At 72.4% G+C, this 25849-nt stretch carries 20 protein-coding genes; 15 read left to right on the plus strand and 5 right to left on the minus strand.

The window, feature by feature from the left end:
* Positions 1–89: 89 nt before the first annotated feature.
* From ABD954_RS26100 to ABD954_RS26110, 3 genes are all read left to right on the plus strand, one after another.
* Positions 90–668, plus strand: a complete 579-nt coding sequence (locus ABD954_RS26100; RefSeq protein ID WP_345489482.1) for a TerD family protein — start codon at positions 90–92, stop codon at positions 666–668.
* Positions 669–714: 46 nt separating this feature from the next.
* Positions 715–2577: a TerD family protein gene (locus tag ABD954_RS26105; protein WP_345489483.1), complete on the plus strand. Its 1863-nt coding sequence runs from the start codon at positions 715–717 to the stop codon at positions 2575–2577.
* 219 nt (positions 2578–2796) lie between these two features.
* Positions 2797–3795 carry a TerC family protein gene (locus tag ABD954_RS26110; protein ID WP_345489484.1) on the plus strand — a complete coding sequence of 333 codons (999 nt, stop codon included), beginning with the start codon at positions 2797–2799 and terminating at the stop codon, positions 3793–3795.
* An 84-nt stretch (positions 3796–3879) separates the two neighbouring features.
* Here ABD954_RS26110 and ABD954_RS26115 read toward each other — a convergent pair whose 3' ends face one another.
* The 3 genes from ABD954_RS26115 to ABD954_RS26125 form a co-directional block, all read right to left on the minus strand.
* The gene (locus ABD954_RS26115; protein WP_345489485.1) at positions 3880–5166 is read right to left on the minus strand and encodes an MFS transporter; all 1287 of its coding nucleotides are present in this window, start codon (positions 5164–5166) and stop codon (positions 3880–3882) included.
* A gap of 101 nt (positions 5167–5267) precedes the next feature.
* On the minus strand, positions 5268–5924 hold the full coding sequence (locus tag ABD954_RS26120) for an MBL fold metallo-hydrolase (protein WP_345489486.1): 657 nt from the start codon (positions 5922–5924) through the stop codon (positions 5268–5270).
* A 47-nt stretch (positions 5925–5971) separates the two neighbouring features.
* Positions 5972–6673, minus strand: coding sequence for a maleylpyruvate isomerase family mycothiol-dependent enzyme (locus tag ABD954_RS26125; RefSeq protein ID WP_345489487.1), 702 nt, complete (start codon positions 6671–6673; stop codon positions 5972–5974).
* Between the two features lie 214 nt (positions 6674–6887).
* Here ABD954_RS26125 and uvrA point away from each other — a divergent pair, with 214 nt between their 5' ends.
* Positions 6888–9908 carry an excinuclease ABC subunit UvrA gene (gene uvrA / locus ABD954_RS26130; RefSeq protein WP_345489488.1) on the plus strand — a complete coding sequence of 1007 codons (3021 nt, stop codon included), beginning with the start codon at positions 6888–6890 and terminating at the stop codon, positions 9906–9908.
* Between the two features lie 52 nt (positions 9909–9960).
* On the opposite strand, the gene ABD954_RS26135 is transcribed toward uvrA, so the two are convergent.
* Positions 9961–10854: a carbohydrate kinase family protein gene (locus ABD954_RS26135; protein WP_345489490.1), complete on the minus strand. Its 894-nt coding sequence runs from the start codon at positions 10852–10854 to the stop codon at positions 9961–9963.
* A 199-nt stretch (positions 10855–11053) separates the two neighbouring features.
* On the opposite strand from ABD954_RS26135, the gene ABD954_RS26140 reads away from it, so the two are divergent.
* Positions 11054–11479, plus strand: coding sequence for a Rieske (2Fe-2S) protein (locus ABD954_RS26140; RefSeq protein WP_345489492.1), 426 nt, complete (start codon positions 11054–11056; stop codon positions 11477–11479).
* A 74-nt stretch (positions 11480–11553) separates the two neighbouring features.
* Here the strand turns inward: ABD954_RS26140 and ABD954_RS26145 are convergent, their stop codons facing one another.
* Entirely contained in the window at positions 11554–12483 is a 930-nt protein-coding gene (locus ABD954_RS26145) for a hypothetical protein (RefSeq protein ID WP_345489494.1), read from the minus strand.
* A 234-nt stretch (positions 12484–12717) separates the two neighbouring features.
* Here ABD954_RS26145 and ABD954_RS26150 point away from each other — a divergent pair, with 234 nt between their 5' ends.
* The 10 genes from ABD954_RS26150 (at position 12718) to tpiA (ending at position 25767) form a co-directional block, all read left to right on the plus strand.
* Positions 12718–13311: a papain-like cysteine protease family protein gene (locus tag ABD954_RS26150; protein ID WP_345489496.1), complete on the plus strand. Its 594-nt coding sequence runs from the start codon at positions 12718–12720 to the stop codon at positions 13309–13311.
* 5 nt (positions 13312–13316) lie between these two features.
* Positions 13317–14153 (plus strand): hypothetical protein, encoded by an 837-nt coding sequence (locus ABD954_RS26155; RefSeq protein ID WP_382745677.1) that lies wholly within the window; start codon positions 13317–13319, stop codon positions 14151–14153.
* A 116-nt stretch (positions 14154–14269) separates the two neighbouring features.
* Entirely contained in the window at positions 14270–16294 is a 2025-nt protein-coding gene (gene uvrC, locus ABD954_RS26160; RefSeq protein ID WP_345489500.1) for an excinuclease ABC subunit UvrC, read from the plus strand.
* Complete coding sequence (gene rapZ, locus ABD954_RS26165) at positions 16291–17247, plus strand: RNase adapter RapZ (RefSeq protein ID WP_382745675.1); 957 nt, start codon at positions 16291–16293, stop codon at positions 17245–17247. Before uvrC ends, rapZ begins: the two co-directional genes overlap by 4 nt.
* Positions 17244–18281: a gluconeogenesis factor YvcK family protein gene (locus tag ABD954_RS26170; protein ID WP_345489502.1), complete on the plus strand. Its 1038-nt coding sequence runs from the start codon at positions 17244–17246 to the stop codon at positions 18279–18281. Before rapZ ends, ABD954_RS26170 begins: the two co-directional genes overlap by 4 nt.
* Entirely contained in the window at positions 18272–19261 is a 990-nt protein-coding gene (gene whiA / locus ABD954_RS26175; RefSeq protein WP_121830017.1) for a DNA-binding protein WhiA, read from the plus strand. The genes ABD954_RS26170 and whiA overlap by 10 nt, the downstream gene beginning before the upstream one ends.
* 188 nt (positions 19262–19449) lie before the next feature.
* Positions 19450–22407 carry a M14 family metallopeptidase gene (locus ABD954_RS26180; protein ID WP_345489505.1) on the plus strand — a complete coding sequence of 986 codons (2958 nt, stop codon included), beginning with the start codon at positions 19450–19452 and terminating at the stop codon, positions 22405–22407.
* A 248-nt stretch (positions 22408–22655) separates the two neighbouring features.
* The gene (gene gap / locus ABD954_RS26185; RefSeq protein ID WP_345489507.1) at positions 22656–23663 is read left to right on the plus strand and encodes a type I glyceraldehyde-3-phosphate dehydrogenase; all 1008 of its coding nucleotides are present in this window, start codon (positions 22656–22658) and stop codon (positions 23661–23663) included.
* Between the two features lie 108 nt (positions 23664–23771).
* Positions 23772–24983, plus strand: a complete 1212-nt coding sequence (locus tag ABD954_RS26190; protein ID WP_345489509.1) for a phosphoglycerate kinase — start codon at positions 23772–23774, stop codon at positions 24981–24983.
* Positions 24984–24990: 7 nt separating this feature from the next.
* The gene (gene tpiA, locus ABD954_RS26195; RefSeq protein WP_345489511.1) at positions 24991–25767 is read left to right on the plus strand and encodes a triose-phosphate isomerase; all 777 of its coding nucleotides are present in this window, start codon (positions 24991–24993) and stop codon (positions 25765–25767) included.
* Positions 25768–25849 lie beyond the last annotated feature (82 nt).

Raw genomic sequence — 25849 nt, forward strand, 5'->3', positions numbered from 1 at the left:
TGCAAGACCGACACAAAACCGGGCCGGTCCGGGCACGTTGTCAGTGCCCCTGCGTAGGGTGCTGATCACACCGATGAGAGGGGCACCGCGTGACGGTCAACATGACCAAGGGACAGGCCATCAACCTGGAGAAGAAGGACGGGGGGAGCCTGACCTCCGTGCGGATGGGCCTCGGCTGGAAGGCGGCCCCTCGCCGCGGCCTGTTCGGCTCGCGCACCCGTGAGGTGGACCTCGACGCCTCCGCCGTCCTCTTCGCCGACAAGCAGCCCGTGGACGTCGTCTTCTTCCGCCACCTCGTCAGCGACGACGGCTCCGTGCGCCACACCGGCGACAACCTGGTCGGCGGCGCCGGCCAGGGCGGCGACGACGAGTCGATCCTGGTCGACCTCCAGCGGGTCCCGGTCCACATCGACCAGATCGTCTTCACGGTGAACTCCTTCACCGGCCAGACCTTCCAGGAGGTGCAGAACGCGTTCTGCCGCCTCGTGGACGAGACCAACGGCCAGGAGCTCGCCCGCTACACCCTCGACGGCGGCGGCCAGTACACGGCGCAGATCATGGCGAAGGTGCACCGGGCCGGCTCCGGCTGGCAGATGACGGCCCTGGGCAACGCGGCCAACGGCCGCACGTTCCAGGACCTGATGCCCTCGATCTTCCCGGTGCTGTAAGCACCCGCCCGGTCCCGGTTCGTACGCACGGAGAGACGAAAAGCCCATGACCGCCGAGCTGGTCCGGGGGCAGAACCACCCCCTGCCCCACACCCGCCTGGAGATCCGGGTCTCGGCCGGTCATCCGGTCGTCGCCGCGGCCACCCTCGGCGACGACCGGGGCCGTGTCCCCGGCGCCGAGGCCGTCGTCCACCCCGGTGCCGCCACGCTGCCCGGGATCGAGGTGCCCCGGCAGGCCGCCCCGCGGCACCGGCTCGCCGTCGACCTGGAGGCGATACGGGACACGGTCCACCGGGTCTCCGTCCTCCTCGCCCTGCCCGCCGGCGGGGACGGACCGGTCCGGTTCGGTGCCGCCGCCGCCCCCGTCGTCACGGTCACGGCGCCGGACGGCACGGGCGTCGCCGACTACACGATCACCGGACTCGACCGGGAGTCCGCCGTCGTGGCCCTGGAGCTCTACCGCCGCCAGGGCGCCTGGAAGGTCCGGGCCGTGGGGCAGGGGTACGAGGGCGGGCTCGCCGCCCTCCTCGCCGACCAGGGCCTGACGCACCCCGCGGAACTCGCGGGCACCATCCTGGAGGCCGTCGCCCAGGGCCTCGCCCGCTCCGTCGCCGCCCCGCCCCCGCGCGTCCCGGACGCCGACCGGGCCCGGCAGCCCGCCCCGGCCGCGGGCGGCGGGCCCGTCGACTACACCCACCCGAGCCGCCGCCCCGCCGCCCCCCGGACGCCCACGCCGGCGCCCCAGGACCCCGCGCCCGCCACGGCGCCGGCGCCCGTCGCGGGCGACGCGAGCGGCTGGTCCATGGACGAGCGGCTCTACAACCAGGTGTGGGGCATGTTCGAGGACCTGGCCCGCGCCACCGCCGCGTACCGCAGCGCCTGTCAGTTCGCCGAGTCCCGCCTCGACCAGGAGATCGACCGCGTCCTGTCGGATCCCCGGAGCCGGATCGGCGGCGCCGGTGACGCCGCCCGGGCCGCCGCCAAGGCCCGGCACGACGAGCTCACCGCCCGCGCCCAGGAGGCCCTGGACCGCGACCTCGCGCAGCTCACCGCCGAGTCCGAGGTGGTCGAGCCCGCGCTGCCCGCCGCCTACGCCCGCTGGGACAGTCCGGTGTGGCAGGGCTACCGGGTGCCCATGGAGGCGCCGATGGCGGTCCGCCTGGGCGACCTCCACCTCCCGGAGCGGACCGGGCTGCGCATCCCCTTCCTGGCCCGGCTGCCGCTGACCCGGGGGCTCTGGGTGGACAGCGGGCGCGGCCACTCCGAGGCGGCCGCGCTGCTCGACGAGGCGGAGCTGCGCAGGCTGGCCCTGGAGACGGCCGTCGCCCACGCGGTGCGGCTGCTCGCCGTGCACCCGGTGGACCGCTTCCGGGTGCAGGTCATCGACGCGGCGGGCGCGGGCGCGGCCGCGTTCGCGCCGCTCGTCGAGGCGGGCGTGCTCCAGGCCCCGCCCGCGGCCGGTGCGGCCGGTGTCTCGGCCGTCCTGAACGCGCTCACCGAGCGGGTCGACCTGTTGCAGATGGCCCTGCGGGGCGGCGCCTCCGACGACCTGCCGCCGGGTCTGGACACCGCCGAGCAGCTGCTGATCGTGCACGACTTCCCGCACGGCTTCGACGACCGCGCGGTGACGCAGCTGCGCTACCTGGCCGACGAGGGCCCGTCGGTCGGCACCCACCTTCTGATGGTGGCCGACCGGGCGGACGCGGCGGCGTACGGGCCGGTCCTCGATCCGCTGTGGCGCTCGCTGACCCGGCTCACCCCGGTGCCCGACGACCACCTCGCCGACCCGTGGGTCGGCCACGCCTGGACGTACGAGCCGCCGGTCTTCCCGGCGGGGAGCGGGGTGCTGCGGCAGGTCCTCGCGCAGGTGGCGGACGCGCGCGGGCAATGGGGGCACGACCGCCTCTGACCTGCCGTTTTGGCTCTGCTTTACCCTTCTCTTTACCTTTCCTTGGTTCTTCGGGTACTGTTCTGAGCACGGAGGGGAGTACTCCCCATGAGCGGCGCACCCGTCAGTACGGACAGGTCGGACACCTGATCCCGGGGCGTCGGCCCGGTCGTCCCCCGGGTGGAAGAGACCTCCGGCAACGACGAGGCTGTTGGACAGCCGTACGACGCCGGAGGCGCAGTGGACGTTTCGACAACTCTGTGGGTGCTGACCATTCTCGGTCTGAGCGCCCTGATCGCCATCGACTTCTTCATCGGGCGCAAGCCCCATGACGTGTCGGTGAAGGAAGCCGGAATCTGGACGGTCGTCTGGATCGTCCTGGCCGTGCTGTTCGGCCTCGGCCTGCTGGTGTTCGGCAACAGCCAGGCCTCCGGAGAGTTCTTCGCCGGCTTCATCACCGAGAAGTCGCTCAGTGTGGACAACCTCTTCGTCTTCGTCCTGATCATGGCGAAGTTCTCGGTGCCGTCCCACCTCCAGCAGCGCGTGCTGCTCATCGGTGTGCTGATCGCCCTGGTGCTCCGCGCGGTCTTCATCGCCGCGGGCGCCGCGATCATCGCCAGCTTCTCCTGGGTCTTCTACCTGTTCGGCGCGTTCCTGATCTACACCGCCTGGAAGCTCATCCAGGAGGCGCGCTCCGGCGAGGAGGAAGAGGAGTTCGAGGAGAACCGTCTCCTCAAGTCCGTCGAGAAGAAGTTCGGCGTCGCCGACCGCTACCACGGCACGAAGCTCTTCATCCGCAACAACGGCAAGCGCGTCCTGACCCCGCTCATGGTCGTCATGCTGGCGATCGGCACCACCGACGTCCTGTTCGCCCTCGACTCCATCCCGGCGATCTTCGGCCTCACGCAGGACCCGTACATCGTCTTCACCGCCAACGCCTTCGCCCTCATGGGGCTGCGGCAGCTGTACTTCCTGATCGGCGGCCTGCTCAAGAAGCTGGTCCACCTCAGCTACGGCCTGTCGGTGATCCTCGGCTTCATCGGCGTGAAGCTGGTCCTGCACGCTCTGCACGAGTCCGGGGTGCACGTCCCGGAGATCTCCATCCCGTTCTCCCTCGCGGTCATCTGCGGCGTCCTGATCATCACCACGATCACCAGCCTCATCGCGTCGAAGAAGCAGACGGAGCGCGAGGCGGCCGAGAAGGCCGCGGAGGGCGACCGCGAGGGCGTCGAGGCCTGACCGCGGCCTGACCCGCCGGGACACCCGCAGGGGCCGGTGCGGACGGCACACCGCCGCCCGCACCGGCCCCTGCCGCATGCCCCCCTACGCGGGCACCCTCTCCGGCTCCGGCTTGTCCGCTCGGGCCGGCAAGGTCTCCGGCAGGAGCGCGAAGCAGCCGAGGCTCACCAGGGCCACGACCGTCAGATAGGCCGCCACGCCCCACGGCGGGCCGGAGCCGCCCTCGGAGACCGCCGTCGCCACGATGGGCGTCACGGCGCCCCCCAGCACCCCCGCGAGGTTGTAGCCGACCGCCGCGCCGGTGCAGCGCACCCGCGGCTCGTACAGCTCGGGCAGATACGCGGCGACCACCGCGAACATCGTGATGAAGGCCAGCATCGAGCCGAGGAAGCCGAGGAACATCAGCAGCGGCCGCGCGGTGTGCAGCAGCCCCACCATCGGGAACATCCACAGCGCCGAGGCCGCGCAGCCGGCCAGGCACAGCGTCCGTCGGCCGAAGCGGTCGGCGAGCATCGCGGCGAACGGCGTCAACGCCCCCTTGATCGCCACCGCGGCCATGACGCAGCTGAGCATCACCGGACTGGACACGCCGAGGCGCTCGGTTCCGTAGGCCAGCGCCCAGGTGGAGACCGTGTAGAAGACGGCGTAACCGACGGCCAGCGCTCCCGCCGTGAGCAGCACGAGCCGCCAGTGTCCGCGCACCACCTCGGCCAGCGGCGCGTTCGCCTGCCGCCCCTCGGCGGCCAGCCGCTCGAACTGCGGGGTCTCGGCGAGCGAGGAGCGCAGCGCCAGCCCGGCGGCGGCGAGCAGCCCCGCCGCCCAGAACGGCACCCGCCAGCCCCAGGAGCGGAACTCCGCGTCGCTCAGCCCCGCGGTCAGCGCCAGCATCACCCCGTTGGCCAGCAGGAAGCCGACCGCGGGGCCGATCTGCGGGAAGCTCGCCCACAGGGCCCGCCGCCGCTCCGGCGCGTGCTCGGCGGTCAGCAGCACCGCCCCGCCCCACTCCCCGCCGAGGCCCAGCCCCTGGAGGAAGCGCAGGACGAGCAGCAGCACGGGCGCGGCGATGCCGAGCGTCTCGTACGTGGGGACGCAGCCGACCGCGACGGTGGCGCAGCCGGTGAGCAGCAGCGAGGCGAACAGGACCGGGCGCCGCCCGTACCGGTCGCCGACATGGCCGAAGACGATCGAGCCGAGCGGCCGGGACACGAAGCCGACGGCGAAGGTGCCGAAGGCGGCGAGGGTTCCGGCGGCGGGGGAGAAGGTCGGGAAGAAGAGCGGACCGAGGACGAGCGCGGCGGCGGTCCCGTAGACGAAGAAGTCGAAGAACTCGATGGCGGTGCCGACGAGGGAGGCCGCGGCGATCCTGCCCATCGACGGAGGGTGACCGGGACGCTGGGACTGGTGCTGGTGCATGTCGCGCCAACTACCCGGCCGCCGTCCCGGTTACGGGGGCGTGCGGGGGCGCCCGGGGATCACCAGCCGCGCTCGCGCCACTCCGTCAGGTGCGGGCGCTCGTCACCGAGCGTGGTGTCCCGGCCGTGGCCCGGATAGATCCAGGTCTCGTCCGGCAGCACGTCGAAGAGCTTGGTCTGCACGTCGTGGAGCAGGCTCGCGAAGGCATCGGGGTCGTTCCGGGTGTTGCCGACGCCGCCGGGGAAGAGGCAGTCGCCGGTGAAGACGTGCGGGTGCCCGTGGGGGTCGTCGTAGACCAGCACGATCGAGCCGGGGGTGTGTCCCACCATGTGGCGGGCGGTGAGTTCCACCCGGCCGACCCGGATGACGTCGCCGTCCTCCACCAGCTCGTCGGTCCCGACCGGGATGCCCTCGGCGTCGTACGCCCCCGCGTACGTGCGCGCGCCGGTGGCGGCGACCACCTCGGCCAGGGCCTGCCAGTGGTCGCCGTGCCGGTGGGTGGTGACGACGGACGCGATGCCGTCGTCACCGATCAGCGTGAGCAGCGTGTGGGGCTCGGCGGCCGCGTCGATCAGCAGCTGCTCGCCGGTCGCCCGGCAGCGCAGCAGATACGCGTTGTTGTCCATCGGGCCGACGGCGACCTTGGAGATCATCAGGTCGCTCAGCTCGTGCACGTCGGCGGGCCCGCCGACCTTCACCGCTCCGCTGTACGTCATGGCCTCAGACTAGCGTCGGGCACCGACGACGGGGCGGCCGGGCGCGGTCACAGCGGCGGGAGTTCGGGGAGTCCGCCACCGGAGACCACGGTGAGGCGGGCGCCCTTGTCGCCGCGGCCGGCCAGCCAGCCGAGCAGCTCGGCCGCGGTGCCCTCCAGGACGACCGGCTCGCCCTCGGTGCCGCCGGTGCGCCAGCCGGGGTGGTCACCGCCGTGCCCGAGGCGCAGGGTCACCGGCGGCACCTCCGGGCGGCCGGACCAGCGGTCGGCGAGGAACTCGATCTCCCGGGCGGTGAACTCCTCGGGAAGGTCCTCGAGCTCGTACCCGGCGTCCAGGTCGACGTGGTGCAGGGCCACCTCGACCCAGCGGCGGAAGGGCACCCGGGCGGCCCGGTCGGTGACGCCGTTGCGCAGCTCCACGGTCCGGTCCCAGTCGGCGGGCTCGCGGCACACCTCCTCGAAGCGGTCGGCGGTGACCCGCAGGTCGGCCAGCTGCTCCGCGATCGGGCGGCCGGCGTCCCGCTCGATGTCGGCGTCGCGGCTCTCGGCGTCCTTGTACATCGGCACGCCCCGGAGCACGTTCACGAGGGCGTCGGCGTTGCGGGAGAGGTGGGCCAGCACATGGCCGCGGGTCCAGCCCGGGAGCCGTGACGGCTCGGCCAGTGCCGCGTTGTCCCAGGAGGAGACGGTTTCGATGAGCCGGTCGGTCGCCTCGCGCACGGAGGCGATGTCACGCACATGGTCGATCATGGCGCCGACCCTAGGGGGTGCGGGGCCGGTCCGGCCAGGCCGGAGGGGCCTCCGACCTGCGCGGGAGTCCCGAGGAGGCCACTCGTTCGGGTGAAGCGGGCGGCGGGCGTCCGGAAATCGAATGTGCGTGCTATACGCTCGGAGGAAGCATCCGGCATCCTTGGTTGTTGGATGTTCAGGCACATCCGCTCTCTCAAGAAAGGTGCGGACCGGCGTGGCCGACCGTCTCATCGTCCGTGGCGCTCGCGAGCACAACCTCAAGAACGTCTCGCTCGATCTCCCCCGTGACTCCCTCATCGTCTTCACCGGGCTCTCCGGGTCGGGCAAGTCCTCCCTCGCGTTCGACACGATCTTCGCCGAGGGGCAGCGCCGGTACGTCGAGTCGCTCTCCTCCTACGCCCGTCAGTTCCTCGGCCAGATGGACAAGCCGGACGTCGACTTCATCGAAGGTCTGTCGCCCGCCGTCTCCATCGACCAGAAGTCGACCTCGCGCAACCCGCGCTCCACGGTCGGCACGATCACCGAGGTCTACGACTACCTCCGGCTGCTCTTCGCCCGCATCGGCAAGCCGCACTGTCCCGAGTGCCGCCGACCGATCTCCCGCCAGTCGCCGCAGGCCATCGTCGACAAGGTCCTGGAGCTGCCCGAGGGCAGCCGCTTCCAGGTCCTCTCGCCGCTGGTGCGCGAGCGCAAGGGCGAGTTCGTCGACCTGTTCGCCGACCTCCAGACCAAGGGCTACAGCCGCGCCCGGGTCGACGGGAAGACGATCCAGCTCAGCGAGCCGCCGACCCTGAAGAAGCAGGAGAAGCACACCATCGAGGTGGTCATCGACCGCCTCACGGTCAAGGACAGCGCCAAGCGACGGCTCACCGACTCCGTCGAGACCGCCCTCGGACTCTCCGGCGGCATGGTCGTCCTCGACTTCGTCGACCTCGCCGAGGACGACCCCGAGCGCGAGCGGATGTACTCGGAGCACCTCTACTGCCCGTACGACGACCTGTCCTTCGAGGAGCTGGAGCCGCGCTCCTTCTCCTTCAACTCGCCCTTCGGCGCCTGCCCCGACTGCACCGGCATCGGCACGCGCATGGAGGTCGACCCGGAGCTCGTCGTCCCCGACGAGGAGAAGTCCCTCGACGAGGGCGCCATCCACCCGTGGTCGCACGGCCACACCAAGGAGTACTTCGGCCGGCTGATCGGCGGCCTCGCCCAGGCCCTGGGCTTCCGCACCGACATCCCGTACGCCGGGCTGCCGCAGCGCGCCAAGAAGGCCCTGATGTACGGGCACAGGACCCAGGTCGAGGTGCGCTACCGCAACCGCTACGGACGCGAGCGCGCCTACACCACCCCGGCCTTCGAGGGTGCCGTGTCCTTCGTGAAGCGGCGGCACAGCGAGGCCGAGAGCGACTCCAGCCGTGAGCGCTTCGAGGGCTACATGCGCGAGGTGCCCTGCCCGACCTGCGAGGGCACGCGTCTGAAGCCGATCGTGCTCGCGGTCACGGTGATGGACAAGTCCATCGCCGAGGTGTCCGCCATGTCGATCAGCGACTGCGCCGAGTTCCTGGGCCGGCTCACCCTCTCCGCCCGCGACAAGAAGATCGCCGAGCGGGTCCTCAAGGAGGTCAACGAGCGGCTGCGCTTCCTCGTCGACGTCGGCCTCGACTACCTCTCCCTGAACCGGGCCGCCGGCACCCTGTCCGGCGGCGAGGCCCAGCGCATCCGGCTGGCCACGCAGATCGGCTCCGGCCTGGTCGGCGTGCTCTACGTGCTCGACGAGCCGTCCATCGGCCTCCACCAGCGCGACAACCACCGGCTCATCGAGACCCTGGTGCGCCTGCGTGACATGGGCAACACGCTCATCGTCGTCGAGCACGACGAGGACACCATCAAGGTCGCCGACTGGGTCGTCGACATCGGCCCCGGCGCCGGCGAGCACGGCGGCAAGGTCGTCCACTCCGGGCCGCTGAAGGAGCTCCTCGCCAACACGGAGTCGATGACCGGGCAGTACCTGTCCGGCCGCAAGGCCATCCCCACCCCGGAGATCCGGCGCCCCGTGGACCCGTCGCGCCGCCTCACCGTGCACGGTGCCCGGGAGAACAACCTGCGGGACATCGACGTCTCCTTCCCGCTGGGCGTCCTCACCGCCGTCACCGGCGTCTCCGGCTCGGGGAAGTCGACCCTGGTCAACGACATCCTCTACACCCACCTGGCGCGCGAGCTGAACGGCGCCAAGTCGGTGCCCGGACGCCACACCCGGGTGGACGGCGACGACCTCGTCGACAAGGTCGTGCACGTCGACCAGTCGCCCATCGGCCGCACCCCGCGGTCCAACCCGGCGACCTACACCGGCGTCTTCGACCACGTCCGCAAGCTGTTCGCCGAGACGATGGAGGCGAAGGTCCGGGGCTACCTGCCCGGCCGCTTCTCCTTCAACGTCAAGGGCGGCCGCTGCGAGAACTGCTCCGGCGACGGCACCATCAAGATCGAGATGAACTTCCTCCCGGACGTCTACGTCCCGTGCGAGGTCTGCCACGGCGCCCGGTACAACCGGGAGACCCTGGAGGTCCACTACAAGGGCAAGTCCATCGCCGAGGTCCTCGACATGCCGATCGAGGAGGCCCTGGACTTCTTCGAGGCCGTCCCGACCATCTCCCGCCACCTGCGCACCCTCACCGAGGTCGGTCTGGGCTACGTCCGCCTCGGCCAGTCCGCGCCGACCCTCTCCGGCGGCGAGGCCCAGCGCGTCAAGCTCGCCTCCGAGCTCCAGAAGCGTTCCACGGGCCGCACGGTCTACGTCCTGGACGAGCCGACCACGGGTCTCCACTTCGAGGACATCTCGAAGCTGATCAAGGTCCTGTCCGGCCTGGTCGACAAGGGCAACTCGGTGATCGTCATCGAGCACAACCTGGACGTCATCAAGACCGCGGACTGGATCATCGACATGGGGCCCGAGGGCGGCAGCGGCGGCGGCGTGGTCGTCGCCGAGGGCACGCCCGAGGAGGTGGCCTCGGTCCCGGCCAGCCACACCGGCAAGTTCCTCCGCGAGATCCTGGGCGACCGCGTCAGCGACGCCCCGGCGACCGTCCCGGCCGCGCGGAGCGCCAAGAAGGCACCCGCCAAGAAGGCACCCGCCAAGAAGGCGACCGCCGGCACGACGGCCGGCAAGGCCGTCGCCAAGAAGGCCGCGCCCGCCAAGAAGACCGCCGCCAAGACGACCGCCCGGGCCCGAAAGGCCTGACGGTCACCGACCGACCGGCGCATCGAGGGGCGCCCCCGCACGGGGGCGCCCCTCACGCGTCGCCCAGCTCGTGCGCGTACGGAGGTTCCGCACCCGCCCGCGTACAGGTCACCGCCGCCGCCCGCGCCGCGAAGGACAGCAGCTCCCGCCAGTCCGCCGGGCCGAGGGAGGCGGGCGGACGCCCCGCGAGCCCGTGCAGCAGCGCCGCGTTCACGGTGTCGCCCGCGCCGATCGTGTCGACCACCCGCACCGGCAGCCCCGGGACGGACACCTCGTGTCCGGGTGTGAAGACGGTCAGCCCCCCGGCGCCCCGGGTGAGGACCACCGCCGCCGGACCCCGCTCCAGCCACGCGGCCGGGGAGCCGCCGAGCCAGGCCGCGTCCTCCTCCGACAGCTTCAGCAGCGAGACGTACGGCAGCCAGCCCGCGAACCGCTCGCGGTACGCCACCGGGTCCGGGAGCAGGCCGGGCCGGACGTTCGGGTCGAGCAGCGTCAGGGCCCCCTCCCCGGCGGAACGCCGCAACAGCGCCTCGTACGCGCTCGCCCCGGGCTCGAGCGCGAGCGAACAGGTCCCGAAGGCCACCGCCCGCACCCCCTCGGGCAGCCGCTCCGGCAGCGCGAACAGCCGGTCCGCCGTGCCCTCCACGTAGAAGCCGTAGCGCGCGGAACCGTCCGGACCCACCGACGCCACCGCCAGGGTCGTCGGCTCGGGCCCGCGCTGGACCAGGTCCGTCGCCACCCCCGCCGCCCGCAGCCCCCCGACCAGCGCCTCCCCGAAGGCGTCCGTCGAGATCCGCGAGCAGAAGGCGACGTCCGCGCCCATCCGCCCCAGGGCCACCGCCGTGTTGTACGGGCCGCCGCCGGGCCGGGGCAGCAGCGGGGCCAGGGGACCCGGCGCCCCTTCGGGGACCAGGTCGATCAGGGACTCACCGGCGACGACGATCACGCACCGGAACGTAACCCATGGGCCCTCGGTCACGACAGCGCGGTCACGACACGTCGTTCACGAGAGCGGTCGCGCCGGCTCCGTCACACCCGTCCGAAGGAGGTCGAAGGAGGTCGAAGGAGGCCCCCGCGCGGCCGGGCCGGAGCCCGCCGGTATCGTCGAATCGTTCCCCTCGTCCCGATCCTTCCGTGGAGCGCTCATGTCCGGCCAGTCCACCCGCCGCACCGTGCTGAAAGGCGCCGCCCTCGCCGGGGCCGCCGGGCTGGGCGTCGCCGCCTGCTCCACCGAGTCCAAGCTGGGCCACGCGGAGAACCCCACCCCCACCGCACCGGTCGCCCTCGGCGCGCCCGACGAGATCCCCGTCGGCGGCGCCAAGCTCTACCGCGAGCAGCGGCTCCTGGTGCACTGCCCGGCCCAGGGCCAGTACAAGGCGTTCAGCGCCCAGTGCACCCACGCCGGCTGCGTCCTCGACAAGATCGAGGACAACGAGGGCAACTGCCCCTGTCACGGCAGCCGCTTCGACGTGACCACCGGCAAGGCCCTCCAGGGCCCGGCCACCGTCCCGCTCCCCGAGGTCCCCGTCCGTGTCGAGAACGGCAGGCTGATCGCCGGCCCCACCGCCTGAGCGACCGGCCCCGCCGCGGGGGAGGCGGGCCCCACCGCCGGAATCACGGCTCCCCCCCGCCGGGGAGACGGGCCCTACGCCCAGTCCCACTCGATCCCGAGGATCCCCGGGCGCACCCCCTGCTCCACCATGTGCACCGCGCGGTGCCGGCCGGAGAGCGTCAGCTCGGCCCGCCCGCCGCGCGGCGCCCCCGTCGACGCCTGCGCGAAGCGCCGGCAGCGCACCGGCAGCGCCGCCTCGTCGAAGCGGACCTGGAGCACGTACTGCCCGCCCGCGAAGCTGAACCCGCGCACGTACTCCCGGCCCGGGCCGCCCGTACCGTCCTCGAAGCCGTACGAGAAGACGTAGGTGTCCCCGGCCCGCAGCCGGGTGTCGAAGAGCAGCTCGGCGACCAGCACCCCCGTCCCGGCGTGCCGCCGCACCCGTCCCGTGCGGCAGTTCTCCGTCGCCCGCACCTCCACCCGGTCCGGATCGCAGCCCGGATCGCCCCGGTGGATCGCCAGATAGCGGTCCACCCCGTCCCGGTGCGCCCGTACCACCTGCTGGGAGTCCCGCCCGAGCAGCTCGCGCCCCGCCCCGATCCGCACCCGCTCGTGGTGGCCGACCGTGTGCAGCCCGCCGTCCGTCGGACACTCCAGCTCGGCGAGCAGCCGCTCCACGACCCCCGATGCCTCGATGAGCGAGCGGTAGGAGCGGGTCGCCGGGCGGTCGGCGTCGGCGCGGCCGGCGGAGTCCTCGGCCAGCAGCCGGATCAGCGAGTTCCCCGGCAGCTGGAGCACCTCCTCGAGGGCCCGCACCGCCTTCATCGACTCGGGCCGCTGCGGCCGGCGGGCGCCCTGCTGCCAGTAGCTCAGGGACGTCACACCGACCTTCACGCCCCGGTGCGCCAGGTGGTGCTGGACCCGCTGGAGCGGCAGGCCGCGCACCGCGAGCGCCGTGCGCAGCGCGAGGTGGAACGGGCCCGTGTGCAGCAGTTGCGCCAGATCGGCCTCGGTGTGGCCCACGAGGACTCCTCAGTGAACGTTCACGGTGGGGGAGGGGGAGCAGGCTGCCACCCCGGCGGGCGGGCAGGTGGACCGGGGACGGCCGTTCACATCCGGGTCACACCGTTCACAGCGCGCCGTCACCCCGCATTGAAGCGTGTTGACCGGATCCGGACAACGCCCGATGCTCCAGACCAGCGTCCGGACGCGCTCCTCTCCTCCAACTCCCCACATCCCCCCATCGGGAGGAACGCGATGCGCAGAAGAAGGCCGGTCCTCGCGGCACTCGCCGCGGCCGCCGCCACCCTGTTCCTCGTCCCCGCCGCGCCGGCGACCGCCGCGCCGTCCGGCGAGGACGTCTCCACCCTGGCGTACAAGCGCCTGAACATCACCATGCAGGCGCAGCAGAAGACCAACTGGTGCTGGGCGGCCGGCGGCAACACCATCGCCACCTGGTACGGGCGCAACCACACCCAGAACCAGTTCTGCAACGCCGCCTTCAACCGGCAGCAGGGCTACGACTGCCCCAACTGGCAGGCCACCCTCGGCAACGTCCAGAACGGCCTGAGGTGGGCGGGCATCAGCCCCGGCTCGTACGTGGACGGCTGGCTGCGCTACTCGACCGTGCAGGCCGAGATCAACGCCGACCGGCCGGTGGAGACCCGCATCCAGTGGTCGGGCGGCGGCGGGCACATGCACGTGATCTACGGGTACGACGACGCGGGCAGCTGGGTGTACTGGGGCGACCCCTGGCCGTCGAGCGACCGCTACAACTGGGCCTCGCACGCCTGGTACGTGAACAACGACCAGTTCTCCTGGACCCACTCGCTCTACCGGATCGGGGCGTGACGACGATGAGCGCACGGATATCCGCCCGCGCCGTCGGCTCCGGCGCCGTGACCGGACTGCTGACCGCCGCCGCCCTCGTGGCCCTCGGAACGGTCCCGGCCGACGCGGCCGGGGCGCTGCCGACGCCGCCCCCGGCACCGACGCCCGAGCAGGCGGCCGCCGCGCCGCAGACCCTCGACACGGTCGCCCGCTTCTTCGCCCGGGACGCGGACCCGGCCGCCCGTGCCGCGGCCGGGCGGCCCCGGGTCGAGGGCGCTTCCGTGCCGGTGGCGATCCTCTCCCCGGACTTCGTCGCCGGGAAGCCGGGGGCGCCGGTGGCCCGCGTCGGGTTCCACGCCAGCAGGGCGGTCGCCGCCGACGGCCGGACCGCCTCGCTGTGGACCGTGCGCGGCCCGGACGGCGCCTGGCGGGTGGTGAACATCGCCACCGGCGACGACGAGCTGCGCCACACCGAACAGGGCCGGCGGGTGCTGCCGGGCGGGACCGTCTTCCGGGAGCCGCAGATCGACGCCTGGTACGTGCACAAGGGCGCGAAGGTGCTGCCGCTGGACGAGGACGCGGTGCGGGCCGTCGGCGCGAACGGCACCACCCTGGCCGCGTACCGGGACCGGGTCGCCCGTGCCTACGGAGACAAGCTGCCGGGCTCCGCGTACGCGAGGAAGGGCGCGGCCGGCGGTTACGCGGCCGCGGCCCCCGCCCCGCGGGGCGACGCCGCCGGCCCGGCCGTCACCACCGCCTCCGCCGCGGCGGGCGCGGGGGCCCTCCTCGCCCTCGCCCTGGGCGCGGCCGGGGCCGTACGGCGCCGCCGGGGCGGCGGGTCCCGGGAGGCGACGACGCCCTGACCGCCGAAGGGGCCGGGACCGGGCCGTGCGGGCACCTCCCGCGGCCCGCTCCCGGCCCGTGCGTCCCGCCCCTGCGCCCGGCCTGAGTGTCGGTGGCCGCCAGTAGGGTGGGGACCATGGCCGACCCCTCCAGCTACCGCCCCAGGCCGGGACAGATCCCCGACTCGCCGGGGGTCTACAAATTCCGTGACGAGCACCGCCGGGTGATCTACGTCGGGAAGGCGAAGTCCCTGCGCCAGCGCCTGGCCAACTACTTCCAGCCGCTGGCGAGCCTCCACCCGCGCACGGCGACGATGGTGACCACGGCCGCCTCCGTGGAGTGGACCGTCGTGTCGACCGAGGTCGAGGCGCTGCAGCTGGAGTACTCCTGGATCAAGGAGTTCGACCCCCGGTTCAACGTCAAGTACCGGGACGACAAGAGCTACCCGTACCTCGCGGTCACGCTGAACGAGGAGTTCCCCCGCGTCCAGGTCATGCGCGGCCACAAGAAGAAGGGCGTGCGGTATTTCGGCCCGTACGCGCACGCGTGGGCGATCCGCGAGACCGTCGACCTGATGCTGCGGGTGTTCCCGGTCCGCACCTGCTCCGCCGGGGTGTTCCGCAACGCCGCCTCCGCCGGCCGCCCCTGCCTCCTCGGCTACATCGGCAAGTGCTCGGCGCCCTGCGTCGGCCGGATCGACCCCGAGGAGCACCGCGAACTGGCCGACGAGTTCTGTGACTTCATGGCCGGCCGCACCGGCACGTACCTCCGTCGCCTGGAGAAGCAGATGACGCTCGCGGCCGAGGACATGGAGTACGAGAAGGCCGCCCGGCTGCGCGACGACATAGGGGCCCTGCGCAAGGCCATGGAGAAGAACGCGGTGGTCCTCGCCGACGCCACCGACGCCGACCTGATCGCCCTCGCCGAGGACGAGCTGGAGGCCGCCGTGCAGATCTTCCACGTCCGCGGCGGACGCGTCCGCGGCCAGCGCGGCTGGGTCACCGACAAGGTCGAGGCCGTCGACTCCGCGGGCCTCGTCGAGCACGCGCTCCAGCAGCTGTACGGCGAGGAGAGCGGCGACGCGGTGCCCAAGGAGGTCCTCGTCCCCGCCCTGCCCGAGGACGCCACCGCGGTCACCCAGTGGCTCTCCGGCCGCCGGGGCTCCCAGGTCTCCCTGCGGATCCCCCAGCGCGGCGACAAGAAGGCCCTGATGGAGACCGTCGCGCGCAACGCGCAGCAGTCCCTCGTGCTGCACAAGACCAAGCGGGCCAGCGACCTGACCACCCGCTCCCGGGCCCTGGAGGAGATCGCCGAGGCCCTGGACCTGGACTCGGCGCCGCTGCGGATCGAGTGCTTCGACATCTCGCACCTCCAGGGCGAGGACGTCGTCGCCTCCATGGTCGTCTTCGAGGACGGCCTGCCCCGCAAGAGCGAGTACCGCCGCTTCCAGATCAAGGGTCGTGTCGGAGACACGCAGATCTGGCACGGCGAAGGGCAGGACGACGTCCGGTCCATGCACGAGGTGATCAGCCGGCGCTTCCGGCGCTACCTCGCCGAGAAGGAGAAGACGGGCGAGTGGGTGGACGGGGACGGTGAGGTGCCGGCGGACACCGGCCCCGAGGGCCGGGACGAGGAGGGCCGCCCCAAGCGCTTCGCCTACCCGCCCCAGCTCGTCGTCGTCGACGGCGGACAGCCCCAGGTCGCCGCCGCGCGCCGCGCCCTGGACGAGCTCGGCATCGACGACATCGCCGTCTGCGGCCTGGCCAAGCGCCTGGAGGAGGTGTGGCTGCCCGGCGAGGACGACCCCGTGGTGCTGCCCCGCTCCAGCGAGGGCCTCTACCTCCTCCAGCGGGTGCGTGACACGGCTCACGACTTCGCCATCCGTTACCAGCGGTCCAAGCGGAGCAAGCGCATCCGTACGAGCCCCCTGGACGACGTCCCCGGCCTGGGCGCGACCCGCAAACAGGCTCTCATCAAGCATTTCGGCTCGGTCAAACGGCTCCGGCAGGCGACAATCGAGCAGATCTGCGAGGTACCCGGCATGGGCCGCAAGACGGCGGAGGCCGTGGCGGTGGCCCTCGCCCAGGCGGCCCCGGCCGCGCCCGCCGTGAACACGGCAACAGGAGAGATCATGGAAGACGACGGGGGCACGACGGCATGACCACGCACGAACAGCACCACGAGCACGAAGACGGAGCACCGGACATGGACACGGGCACCACCGAACCCGTCGCCGACACCAACGGCGACGCGCCCATCCCCGAGCTGGTGATCATCTCCGGCATGTCCGGCGCCGGCCGGTCCACCGCCGCGAAGTGTCTGGAGGACCTCGGCTGGTTCGTCGTCGACAACCTGCCGCCCGCGCTCATCCCCACCATGGTGGAGCTCGGCGCCCGCTCCCAGGGCAACGTCGCCCGGATCGCGGTCGTCGTCGACGTCCGCGGCCGGCAGTTCTTCGACAACCTCAAGGACTCCCTCGCCGACCTCGACGCCAAGCAGGTCACCCGCCGGATCGTCTTCCTGGAGTCCTCCGACGAGGCCCTGGTCCGGCGCTTCGAGTCGGTCCGCCGGCCCCACCCCCTCCAGGGCGACGGCCGCATCGTCGACGGCATCGCCGCCGAGCGCGACCTGCTGCGCGAGCTGCGCGGCGACGCCGACCTGGTGATCGACACCTCCAGCCTCAACGTGCACGAACTGCGCGCCAAGATGGACGCCCAGTTCGCCGGCGACGAGGAGCCCGAGCTCCGCGCCACCGTGATGTCCTTCGGCTTCAAGTACGGCCTGCCGGTCGACGCCGACCTCGTCGTCGACATGCGCTTCCTGCCCAACCCGCACTGGGTCCCCGAGCTGCGCCCCTTCACCGGCCTCAACGAGGAGGTCGCCGCCTACGTCTACAACCAGCCCGGTGCCAAGGAGTTCCTGGACCGCTACACCGAGCTGCTCCAGCTGATCGCCGCCGGCTACCGCCGCGAGGGCAAGCGGTACGTGACCATCGCCGTCGGCTGCACCGGCGGCAAGCACCGCTCCGTGGCCACCGCCGAGAAGCTGGCCGCCCGGCTCGCCTCCGAGGGCGTGGAGACCGTCGTCGTCCACCGTGACATGGGGCGCGAGTGAAGCCGTACCGCCGGCGCACGTCCACCCTCTCAGTGCGGCGTACGCTCCGCAGGCGCGGCGCCCAGCCCAAGGTCGTCGCGCTGGGCGGCGGCATGGGCCTGTCGGCCTCCCTCGCCGCCCTGCGCCGCATCACCGGCGACCTGACCGCCGTGGTCACCGTCGCCGACGACGGGGGCTCCAGCGGCCGGCTCCGCGAGGAGCTCGGCGTGCTGCCCCCCGGAGACCTCCGCAAGGCCCTCGCCGCGCTCTGCGGCGACGACGACTGGGGCCAGACCTGGGCCAGGGTGATCCAGCACCGCTTCCAGTCCCGGGGCGAGATGCACGGCCACGCGGTCGGCAACCTGCTGATCGTCGCGCTGTGGGAGCAGCTCGGCGGCGACCCCGTGCAGGCCCTGGACCTGGTCGGCAAGCTGCTCGGCGCGCACGGCCGGGTGCTGCCCATGTCCGCCGTGCCGCTGGAGCTCCAGGCCCTGGTCAAGGGCCACGACCCGGCCCGACCGGACGACGTGGACACCGTCCGCGGCCAGGCCACCGTGGCGCTCACCCCCGGCGAGGTGCAGTCCGTGCACCTGGTGCCGCACGACCCGCCGGCCGTGCCCGAGGCGGTCGCCGCCGTCCTCGACGCGGACTGGGTGGTGCTCGGTCCGGGCTCCTGGTTCTCCTCCGTCATCCCGCACCTGCTGGTGCCCGAGCTCCTCGACGCCCTCGTGGAGACGAAGGCCCGCCGGGTGCTCTCACTGAACCTCGCGCCGCAGCCCGGAGAAACCGAGGGCTTCTCCCCGCAGCGTCATTTGGAGGTTTTGGCACGACACGCCCCTAAACTCGCCCTGGACGTGGTGCTGGCCGACGAGGCCGCCGTGCCCGACGCGTCAGCGAGAGAACCCCTCGCCGAAGCCGCCAAGCGGCTCGGCGCCGCGGTCGAGCTGGCGCCGGTGGCCCGGCCCGACGGCGCTCCGAAGCACGATCCGGAGCTGTTGGCCGCCGCGTACGACCGTATTTTTCGGATGCATGGAAGGATCGGCCCATGGCGATGACGGCAGCGGTGAAGGACGAGATCTCCCGGCTCCCCGTCACCCGGACCTGCTGCAGGAAGGCCGAGGTCTCGTCGATCCTGCGGTTCGCGGGCGGGCTGCACCTGGTGAGCGGCCGGATCGTGATCGAGGCGGAGCTGGACACCGCGATGGCGGCGCGCCGGCTCAAGCGGGACGTCCTGGAGATCTTCGGGCACAGCTCGGAGCTGATCGTGATGGCCCCCGGCGGGCTGCGCCGCGGCTCGCGCTTCGTCGTGCGGGTGGTCGCGGGCGGCGACCAGCTGGCCCGCCAGACCGGGCTCGTGGACGGCCGCGGCCGCCCCATCCGGGGCCTGCCCCCGCAGGTGGTCTCCGGGGCCACCTGTGACGCCGAGGCGGCCTGGCGCGGCGCCTTCCTCGCGCACGGCTCGCTGACCGAGCCGGGCCGCTCCTCCTCCCTGGAGGTCACCTGCCCCGGGCCCGAGGCCGCGCTCGCCCTGGTCGGCGCCGCCCGCCGGCTCTCCATCGCCGCGAAGGCCCGCGAGGTCCGCGGCGTGGACCGGGTCGTCGTCCGCGACGGCGACGCCATCGGCGCCCTGCTGACCCGGCTCGGCGCGCACGAGTCGGTGCTGGCCTGGGAGGAGCGGCGGATGCGCCGCGAGGTCCGCGCCACCGCCAACCGCCTGGCCAACTTCGACGACGCCAACCTGCGCCGCTCGGCCCGGGCGGCGGTCGCCGCGGGCGCCCGGGTGCAGCGGGCCCTGGAGATCCTCGGCGAGGAGGTCCCCGAGCACCTCGCCGCCGCCGGCCGGCTGCGCATGGAGCACAAGCAGGCGTCCCTGGAGGAGCTGGGCGCCCTCGCCGACCCGCCGCTCACCAAGGACGCGGTGGCCGGCCGGATCCGCCGGCTGCTCGCCATGGCCGACAAGCGGGCCCAGGACCTGGGCATCCCCGGGACCGAGTCGAACCTGACGGAGGAGCTCGACGACAGCCTCGTCGGCTGACCCTCCCCGCGCCCCGGGCGGACGCGACCGCAGAAGCCCCTGGTCGGCCCAACTCACCGCTGCCGGTGCCTTTCTGAGGCATCGGCAGCATCTTCGCCGACGCGCGGGACGCACCCTTGACGCGCCCGCGAACCCCCACGAGCCTGGCGTCCGTCCACTTCCGTGGCAGACAACAGCAAGGGGGGCTCATGAGACGCAGAGCGAGATCGGTCCTCGCCGCGGCTTCACTGCTGATCGCCGCTCTGGCGGCGGCACCCGTCGCCGGAGCACAGCCCGGCCCGGCCGACGAAGACCTCGAACACCTCTCCGTGTGGCGCGCGAAGGTCACCAAGGAGCAGGTGCCGCTCCTCCTCGACGCCGGCACCGACGCCCACGAGCTCACCGAGCAGGTGCCCGCCCGGGGCACCGCCACCCTGGAGCTCCACCTCACCGCCGAGCAGGCCGGAGCGCTGCGCCGGCAGGGCGTCGAGCTCACCGTCCACACGCTCTCCGGACCCGCCGAGAAGCGGGTCGCCCGCGCCGGGGACGGCGTCTTCCGCCCGTACGGCGGCGAGAACGGCCTCAAGCAGGAGATCCTGGACACCGCCCGCGCCCACCCGGGGCTCACCAAGGTCGTCTCCATCGGCAGGACCGTCAGGGGCCAGGACATCCTCGCCCTCAAGCTCAGCAAGGACGCGAGGAGGACCAAGGACGGCAGCAGGCCCGCCACGCTCTACCTGTCGAACCAGCACGCCCGCGAGTGGATCACCCCCGAGATGACCCGGCGGCTGCTCCACCACTACCTCGACGGCTACGGCAGCGACCCGCGGATCACCAGGATCGTCGACACCACCGAGCTGTGGTTCGTGCTTTCCGCCAACCCCGACGGCTACGACTTCACTCACGCGGACCCCGCGAACCGCCAGTGGCGCAAGAACCTCCGCGACAACGACGGCGACGGCCGGGTCCGGCCCGGCGACGGCGTCGACCTCAACCGCAACTTCGCCTACAAGTGGGGCCACGACGACGAGGGCTCGTCCCCCGACCCGGCCGACGAGACCTACCGCGGGCCCGGACCCATGTCCGAGCCCGAGACCCGAGCCCTGGACGCCTTCCAGAAGCGCATCGGCTTCCAGTACGGCATCAACTACCACTCCGCCGCCCAGCTGATCCTCTACGGGGTCGGCTGGCAGGTCGCCACCGACACCCCCGACGACGTGGCCCTGAAGTCCCTCGCCGGCACCCCGCAGAACCCCGCGGTCCCCGGCTACCGGCCGCAGGTCTCCTCCGAGCTCTACACCACCAACGGCGAGGCGGACGGACACGCCGCCAACGTCAACGGCATGCAGATGTTCACCCCCGAGATGTCCACCTGCGCCACCGCCTCCCGGGTCGACCCCAACGACGCCTGGGACCCGGCCGACTGCGCCTCCGTCTTCACCTTCCCCGACGACGAGAAGCTGATCCAGGCCGAGTTCGCGAAGAACGTCCCGTTCGCGCTCGCCGTCGCCGAGTCCTCCGCCCACCCGGACCGGCCGGTCTCCCCGGTCGGCGCCCCCGCCCCCGACTTCACCCCGGACACCTTCACCACCTCCTACGCGGCCCGGGGCGCCGCCCAGGAGGTCTCCGTCACCGCCCGTGCCTCGCTGCGCGGCAAGACCCTGAACTACCGGATCAACGGCGGCCGCACCCACCGCGCGGGCCTGGAGCCCTGGAAGGGCGGCGAGACCTACGGCGGCGAGGACAACCTCTACTTCGACGAGTACCGCGCCGAGGTCGAGGGCGCGCGGCCCGGCGACAGGGTCGAGGTCTGGTACACCGCCCGCACCCGCGAGGGCCGGGCGACCGCGTCCGCCCCCTTCACGTACACCGTGGCCGAGCGGCCCCGCGCCGACGTCCTGGTCCTCGCCGACGAGGGCGGCACCGCCGCCGCGCGTCACACCGGCACCTACGTGCGGGCGCTCGCCGCGAACGGCCGCCGGGCCGCCGTCTGGGACGTCGCCGCCCAGGGCGCCCCGCACCCCCTCGGCGTCCTCGGCCACTTCGGGGCCGTCGTCTGGTACACCGGCGCCGAGCAGCCGTCCGGGGCCACCCTGCTCGCCGTCCGGGACTACCTGAACGAGGGCGGCAAGCTGGTCAACGCGGGCGAGAAGTCCGGCGGGTCCGCCCGGCTCGGCCGTGCCCAGTCCGACGACTTCGCCCAGTACTACCTCGGCGCCTACCGACGGGCCGGCCTCCAGGCCCCGCCGTCCTTCGCCGGGACCGGTCGCCTCGGCGGCGCGGCCGGCGGCCTCGGCCCGGCCGCGGACAACCCGCTCGACCACGCGGGCACCTTCACCGTCACCTCCGAGACCCTCACCCCCGACCGCTTCCCGCACTTCGCGAGCAGCGCCGCCGCCGGCGGCTACCCGGGCGTCCGCACCCCCTTCGAGCCCTACGAGGGCAGCCGCTTCGCCGCCCTGCGCCACACCGACGGCGCCTGGGCCCGGCTCGGCCGGACCGTGGACCTCACCGGCGTGGCCGCCGCCGCCAGGCCGACGCTGACCTTCCAGGTCAGCCATGACACCGAGCCCGGCTACGACCACCTGATCGTCGAGGCCCGCGCCGAGGGCCAGGACGACTGGACCACCCTGCCCGACGCGAACGGCGGCACCTCGGCCGAGCCGCCCGCCGACTGCGGCGAGGGCTACTACGTCCGGCAGCACCCCTTCCTCGCCCACTACCTCACCGTCGGCCAGGACGGCTGCGCCGCCACCGGCACCACCGGCGCGTGGCACTCCTTCACCGGCCCCTCCAACGGCTGGCGGCAGGCCAGCGTCGACCTCGGCGGCTACGCCGGACGGCGGGTCGAGCTGGCGATCTCGTACGTCTCCGATCCCGGCAGCGGCGGCACGGGCGCCTTCGTCGACGACCTCCGGCTCACGGCCGGGGCCGTGACCGAAGCCGAGGGGTTCGAGAACGGCACGGGCGCCTGGACCGCCTCTGGACCGCCGGCCGGCAGTCCCGCGAACAGCACCCGCTGGACCGTCTCCGAGGCCCTCTTCCACTCCCACGCGGCGGTCACCACCCGTGACACCGTCCTCCTCGGATTCGGACTCGAGCACGTCCCGAATGCGACGGAACGGGCGGCTCTGCTCGGAAAGGCCCTGAGTTCGCTCCGACGCTGAATCGACCGCTCAGGAGAGCGCCGATTTCGCTCACTCTCCGTAATCGAAATCAGGGTCCCCACGCGTCCCTTACCCGTTGGTAGACAAGGGTTGTCGGCCTTTTTCCCGTGCTTTCCGGGCGTGTACGGGGGTACTCGATGTCACGCCGAGCCATCTGGAGAGGTAGGGTCGTAAGCGGTCGGGGACATCCCAAATAGAGAAGCTCGCCGGGCGTCGAAACCCGGCGTACCTAACGAGGAGATCGGTTCGTGACGATCCGCGTAGGCATCAACGGCTTTGGCCGTATCGGTCGCAATTACTTCCGCGCGCTCCTTGAGCAGGGTGCCGACATCGAGGTCGTGGCCGTAAACGACCTGGGTGACACCGCGACCACGGCGCACCTGCTGAAGTACGACACCATCCTGGGCCGCCTCAAGGCCGAGGTGACCCACACCGCCGACACCATCACCGTCGACGGCCACACCATCAAGGTGCTGTCCGAGCGCAACCCCGCCGACATCCCCTGGGGGGAGCTCGGCGTCGACATCGTCATCGAGTCCACCGGCATCTTCACCAAGCGCGAGGACGCCGCCAAGCACCTCGCGGGCGGCGCCAAGAAGGTCCTCATCTCGGCTCCGGCCAAGGACGAGGACATCACCATCGTCATGGGCGTCAACCAGGACAAGTACGACCCGGCGCAGCACGACGTCATCTCCAACGCGTCCTGCACGACCAACTGCGTCGCGCCGATGGCCAAGGTCCTCGACGAGAACTTCGGCATCGTCCGCGGTCTCATGACCACGGTCCACGCGTACACCAACGACCAGCGGATCCTGGACTTCCCGCACAAGGACCTGCGCCGCGCCCGCGCCGCCGCCGAGAACATCATCCCGACCACGACGGGCGCCGCCAAGGCCACCGCCCTGGTCCTCCCGCAGCTCAAGGGCAAGCTCGACGGCATGGCCATGCGCGTGCCGGTCCCGACCGGCTCGGTCACCGACCTGGTCGTCGAGCTCTCCCGTGACGTCACCAAGGACGAGGTCAACGCCGCGTTCAAGAAGGCGGCGGACGGCGAGCTCAAGGGCATCCTGTTCTACACCGAGGACGAGATCGTCTCCTCCGACATCGTCAGCGACCCGGCTTCCTGCACCTTCGACTCGTCGCTGACGATGGTCCAGGAGGGCAACTCGGTCAAGGTCCTCGGCTGGTACGACAACGAGTGGGGTTACTCCAACCGTCTCGTCGACCTCACCGTCTTCGTCGGCGGCCAGCTCTAAGCTTCAGGGCGGGCTTTCGATGTGAAGCAGGGCTCGGGCAGTGCGATGACGCACTGCGCGAGCCCTGTGTCGTGTGCTCCATCGCGTGTACCAAGGAGTCAGGAACAGATGAAGACGATCGACGAGCTGCTCGCCGAGGGCGTATCCGGCAAGCGGGTGTTCGTCCGCGCCGACCTCAACGTGCCCCTCGACGGCACCACCATCACCGACGACGGCCGGATCCGCGCCGTCGTCCCCACCGTCAAGGCGCTCGCCGACGCCGGCGCCCGCGTCGTGGTCGCCTCGCACCTGGGCCGCCCCAAGGGCGCCCCGGACCCGGCGTTCTCGCTCGCCCCCGCGGCCCGGCGCCTGGGCGAACTGCTCGGTGCCGACGTGGCCTTCGCGACCGACACCGTCGGCGAGTCGGCCACGTCGACCGTCGCCGGCCTCGCCGACGGCCAGGTGGCCGTCATCGAGAACCTCCGCTTCAACGCCGGGGAGACCGCCAAGGACGACGCCGAGCGCGGCGCCTTCGCGGACCGCCTCGCCGCCCTCGCCGACCTCTACGTCGGCGACGGCTTCGGCGCCGTCCACCGCAAGCACGCCTCGGTCTTCGACCTCCCGGCCCGCCTCCCGCACGCCGCCGGCCACCTCATCGCCACCGAGGTCGGCGTCCTGAAGAAGCTCACCGAGGACGTCAAGCGGCCCTACGTCGTCGTCCTCGGCGGCGCCAAGGTCTCCGACAAGCTCGGCGTGATCGACCACCTCCTGGAGAAGGCCGACCGCATCCTCGTCGGCGGCGGCATGGCCTACACCTTCCTCAAGGCCCAGGGGTACGAGGTCGGCATCTCGCTGCTCCAGGAGGACCAGATCCCGGCCTGCCAGGAGTACCTGAAGCGTGCCAAGGAGCGCGGCGTGGAGTTCGTGCTCCCCGTCGACGTGCTCGTCTCGGCCGAGTTCCCGGACCTGAAGACGAAGGCCCCGGCCAACCCCACCACGGTCGCCGCGGACGCCATCCCGGCCACCGAGGAGGGCCTGGACATCGGCCCCGAGACGCGCAAGCTGTACGCATCGAAGCTCGCCGACGCGGCCACCGTCTTCTGGAACGGCCCCATGGGCGTCTTCGAGCACCCCGACTACGCCGAGGGCACCAAGGCCGTCGCCCAGGCGCTCGTCGACTCCCCGGCCTTCACCGTGGTCGGCGGCGGCGACTCCGCCGCGGCCGTCCGCCAGCTGGGCTTCGACGAGAACGCATTCGGCCACATCTCGACCGGCGGCGGCGCGTCCCTCGAATACCTCGAGGGCAAGACGCTTCCCGGCCTCGCCGCACTGGAGGACTGACCCCTTTATGAGCACCCGTACCCCGCTGATGGCGGGCAACTGGAAGATGAACCTCAACCACCTCGAGGCCATCGCCCACGTCCAGAAGCTCGCCTTCGCGCTGACCGACAAGGACTACGACGCCGTCGAGGTCGCCGTCCTCGTCCCCTTCACCGACCTGCGCTCCGTGCAGACCCTGGTCGACGGCGACAAGCTGAAGATCAAGTACGGCGCCCAGGACCTCTCGGCGCACGACTCCGGCGCCTACACCGGTGAGATCTCCGGCGCGATGCTGTCCAAGCTGAAGTGCTCCTACGTGGCCGTCGGCCACTCCGAGCGCCGCCAGTACCACGCCGAGACCGACGAGGTCTGCAACGCCAAGGTGAAGGCCGCCTTCCAGCACGGCCTGACCCCCATCCTGTGCGTCGGCGAGGAGCTGGAGGTCCGCGAGGCCGGCAACGCCGTCGCGCACACCCTCACCCAGGTCGAGGGCGGCCTGAAGGACGTCCCCGCCGAGCAGGCCGAGACGATCGTGATCGCCTACGAGCCGGTCTGGGCGATCGGCACCGGCAAGGTCTGCGGCGCCGAGGACGCCCAGGAGGTCTGCGCGGCCATCCGCGGCAAGCTCGCCGAGCTGTACTCCCAGGAGCTGGCCGACAAGGTCCGCATCCAGTACGGCGGCTCCGTCAAGGGCGGCAACGTCGCCGAGATCATGGCGCAGGCCGACATCGACGGCGCGCTGGTGGGCGGCGCCTCGCTGGACGCCGACGAGTTCGTCAAGATCATCCGCTTCCGCGACCAGTGATGATCGAGCGCTGACGTTGTAGAGCGTCGGCGACGATCCGTCGTACCCTTGCGGGGGTCGGGCAGGTACCCTGTCCGACCCC

The sequence above is a fragment of the Streptomyces roseoviridis genome (assembly GCF_039535235.1).
Classification (GTDB): Bacteria; Actinomycetota; Actinomycetes; order Streptomycetales; family Streptomycetaceae; genus Streptomyces; species Streptomyces roseoviridis.

Bases quoted from the DNA above. Each gene is read 5' to 3' on its own strand.
- ABD954_RS26125 (WP_345489487.1), bottom strand. From the start codon at position 6,673: ATGATCGACCATGTGCGTGACATCGCCTCCGTGCGCGAGGCGACCGAC.
- rapZ (WP_382745675.1), top strand. From the start codon at position 16,291: ATGACCACGCACGAACAGCACCACGAGCACGAAGACGGAGCACCGGAC.
- whiA (WP_121830017.1), top strand. From the start codon at position 18,272: ATGGCGATGACGGCAGCGGTGAAGGACGAGATCTCCCGGCTCCCCGTC.
- ABD954_RS26150 (WP_345489496.1), top strand. From the start codon at position 12,718: ATGCGCAGAAGAAGGCCGGTCCTCGCGGCACTCGCCGCGGCCGCCGCC.
- ABD954_RS26140 (WP_345489492.1), top strand. From the start codon at position 11,054: ATGTCCGGCCAGTCCACCCGCCGCACCGTGCTGAAAGGCGCCGCCCTC.
- ABD954_RS26180 (WP_345489505.1), top strand. From the start codon at position 19,450: ATGAGACGCAGAGCGAGATCGGTCCTCGCCGCGGCTTCACTGCTGATC.
- uvrC (WP_345489500.1), top strand. From the start codon at position 14,270: ATGGCCGACCCCTCCAGCTACCGCCCCAGGCCGGGACAGATCCCCGAC.
- ABD954_RS26120 (WP_345489486.1), bottom strand. From the start codon at position 5,924: ATGACGTACAGCGGAGCGGTGAAGGTCGGCGGGCCCGCCGACGTGCAC.
- ABD954_RS26155 (WP_382745677.1), top strand. From the start codon at position 13,317: ATGAGCGCACGGATATCCGCCCGCGCCGTCGGCTCCGGCGCCGTGACC.
- ABD954_RS26115 (WP_345489485.1), bottom strand. From the start codon at position 5,166: ATGGGCAGGATCGCCGCGGCCTCCCTCGTCGGCACCGCCATCGAGTTC.
- tpiA (WP_345489511.1), top strand. From the start codon at position 24,991: ATGAGCACCCGTACCCCGCTGATGGCGGGCAACTGGAAGATGAACCTC.
- ABD954_RS26190 (WP_345489509.1), top strand. From the start codon at position 23,772: ATGAAGACGATCGACGAGCTGCTCGCCGAGGGCGTATCCGGCAAGCGG.
- ABD954_RS26105 (WP_345489483.1), top strand. From the start codon at position 715: ATGACCGCCGAGCTGGTCCGGGGGCAGAACCACCCCCTGCCCCACACC.